At 47.8% G+C, this 2667-nt stretch carries 3 protein-coding genes and 1 pseudogene; all 4 read right to left on the bottom strand.

What is annotated here, in order from left to right; all coding sequences use genetic code 11:
* Nucleotides 1–70: 70 nt before the first annotated feature.
* Nucleotides 71–376, bottom strand: a complete 306-nt coding sequence (locus tag GVV58_RS15070; RefSeq protein WP_001255015.1) for a LysR family transcriptional regulator — start codon at nucleotides 374–376, stop codon at nucleotides 71–73.
* 27 nt (nucleotides 377–403) lie between these two features.
* Nucleotides 404–1366, bottom strand: a pseudogene (gene floR / locus GVV58_RS15075) (chloramphenicol/florfenicol efflux MFS transporter FloR); the annotation flags it as partial.
* 74 nt (nucleotides 1367–1440) lie between these two features.
* Nucleotides 1441–2316, bottom strand: a complete 876-nt coding sequence (locus GVV58_RS15080) for an SDR family oxidoreductase (protein WP_078081115.1) — start codon at nucleotides 2314–2316, stop codon at nucleotides 1441–1443.
* Between the two features lie 86 nt (nucleotides 2317–2402).
* Nucleotides 2403–2667: hypothetical protein (locus tag GVV58_RS15550; protein ID WP_216070547.1), on the bottom strand; the 265-nt coding region annotated here is incomplete at its 5' end.

Here is a 2667-nt window from a genome sequence, read left to right on the forward strand (position 1 = left end):
GCTTAGCGGAAAGTTCTTTTACCCTCAGCCGAAATGCCTGCCGTTGCTAGACATTGCCAGCCAGTGCCCGTCACTCCGCGGTCTTCACTGCGTGATCGAGTTGATCGACACCCGCCGTGACACGCTCCATGAAGTGCCTGCCTGCGTCTGTTAGCCGAACGCCCCGCGCATGGCGCTCAAATAGCAGGACACCAAGGTTATCCTCCAGCGCTTTCACACGCGCGCTGACGCTCGACTGGCTGATACCAAGTGCCTTGGCCGCATGCCGAAAATTCAGATGCTCGGCGACGGCGATGAACTGAACAAGGGAAATGAGCGGTATCCTGCCAGACAGGATACCGACATTCACGAGGTTTCGATGGTTAGTGCGCCGCATCGGAGCGGGCCTGCTACCAGTCGTCGGTTAGACGACTGGCGACTTCTCGGTGGCAGCCCCACGGAGCCGAAGGAGCACCAGCCCCAACGAAACCAGTACCGCCATCGCCGTGGCGTAACAGATCACGGGCCACGCTGTGTCACCGTTTAAAAGTGCCACCGCCAATGTCCCGACAATGCTGACTATCAGGCTTTGAACGCAGAAGTAGAACGCGACCGCTGATCCCGCGATGTCGTCGAACTCTGCCAAAGCGCCGTTCGCGGTAACGGACACCGTGAAGACAATACCGACCGCGACAACCCACATCGGTAGGATGAAGGTGAGGAATGACGGCGAGCCGTAAAGTTCGCCGATCCCCAACAGGACCGCTCCGCAAACAAGCAACGCCATCCCACGCGCCACGCATCCTGCGATGCCCCATCTGGCGACAAAGGACTTCGCGAAACGGGTTGTCACGATCATTACAAGCGCGACAGTGGCGAAGGCAAAGCTGAATCCGATCTCGGAATATTCCGCTTGGCCTATGAGCACACGGGGAGCCGTCGAGAAGAAGACGAAGAAGGTGCCCATACCGGCGCTAAAGCCGACAGTGTAAACCCAAAAAGCCGGACTCGCGAAGATCGGCAAGACAGATCGGCGCGTCTTGACTTGATCCAGAGGGCGGGTTTCGTGCCACCTGAAACCCGCATTTAGGAGTGCGAGCATCGCCAGTATAGCCAAAGTAATGAATATCGCCTGCCATCCCAAGAACTCGCCGATCAATGCTCCGGCGATAGGGCCGAGCGCAGGCACGAACGCCAGCATCGAACTGAAAAGGCCGTAGATGACGACACCCTCAGGACGGTTGGCATAAACGTCGCGAACCGTCGCGAACGTCGCCACCAGCATGGCCGACGCGCCCACTGCTTGAAGTAGACGGAAAGCGACAAAGGCCGGTGCAGTTGAAGACCAAGCTGCTCCCAGAGACGCAATGACGAAAGCCGTTGCGCCCGGCGATTAAGTTAATAAACATATTAAATCATTAATTAGTTTTTGTAGTTTAGAGAGTTTATTTCTTAGGGTTTCTATTCCTCAATTATTCCGTATCCTTCTGGTGCAGGAATCCCATGTTCCGAAGAACGACTGACTGATTCCCACTCTTTCCATGTAAATATACGTTTTTCTGCATTTTCAACAGCTAAATCATATACAAGGCTTCCCAGAACTAATCGGAGAGGCGGATTCTCACTATTAACCAGTTTCATTATAGCTTCGGCGGCTAACTTAGGATCACTATCCACCGATTCGTTTGAATATTGTTGGGCCAACTTTTCACGTAATGAATCATACTCTTTTTTCTGTGTAGTAAAACTCATTTTTAAGTATAGATTCGTCCAGTAACCTCCAGGTTCTACGATAGATACTTTTATACCAAAATGTGCAGCTTCTTGTGCTAAAGCCTCGCTAAATCCTTCTAAAGCAAATTTACTAGCGCTATAGATTCCCGACATTGGACCACTAATCAGTCCACCAATACTAGATATCTGGATAATATGACCTGATTCTTGTGCCCGCAAGTACGGCATAACAGCTTGACTTACCCATACTGTACCGAAGAAATTAGTTTCCATTTGGCTTCTAACTTCATCTTCACTAAATTCTTCAATCATTCCCATTACCATATTCCCTGCATTGTTAATGACAATATCGAGTCTTCCAAAATGTTTAATGGCAGTTTCCACTGTAGTCGAAACAGCACTTCTATCAGTAACATCAAGACTTAAAGGAAGTAACATTCCTTCAAACTGGCATTTTAACTCATTCAGTTTTTCAATATTTCTAGCAACACCAACAACCTTCTCTCCTGACTCCAATGCTTTTTTTGTGAATTCGTATCCTAGTCCACTGCTTGCACCTGTAATAAACCACACACGTGTATTTTCATTGTTATTAAATGTCATAAATAATCTCCTCCATTAATCATGTAATATTGGTATCATTCAATACCAATTTAAAACAAACAAAATAAAGAGCACAGGCAATCTGCCTATGCTCTAAATATAGAAATATAAAATTTCAACAGGATTAATCCGATTGTTGGTATCACAAATAAGCCATCAAATTCATTGATGTACCCTTTTCTACGAAGTGTCATGGGAGATCTCCCTTTAAAATAAAAAAGAGGAAGATTCCTCTCCCCCTTTTTACTATAACCGTATAATAAAGGTTTCCTATACGTATAGGAAGAATAAACGCCCTTTTCACCCAAGTCCAACAGCTTTGGACCGCAGTTGACTCTTTCGACACCCCTG

The sequence above is a fragment of the Acinetobacter sp. 18QD2AZ41W genome (assembly GCF_009829025.1).
In the GTDB taxonomy this organism is placed as follows: Bacteria; Pseudomonadota; Gammaproteobacteria; order Pseudomonadales; family Moraxellaceae; genus Acinetobacter; species Acinetobacter pseudolwoffii.

Excerpts from the sequence above, each read along its gene's own strand:
- GVV58_RS15070 (WP_001255015.1), bottom strand. The coding sequence starts at position 376 with ATGCGGCGCACTAACCATCGAAACCTCGTGAATGTCGGTATCCTGTCT.
- GVV58_RS15080 (WP_078081115.1), bottom strand. The coding sequence starts at position 2,316 with ATGACATTTAATAACAATGAAAATACACGTGTGTGGTTTATTACAGGT.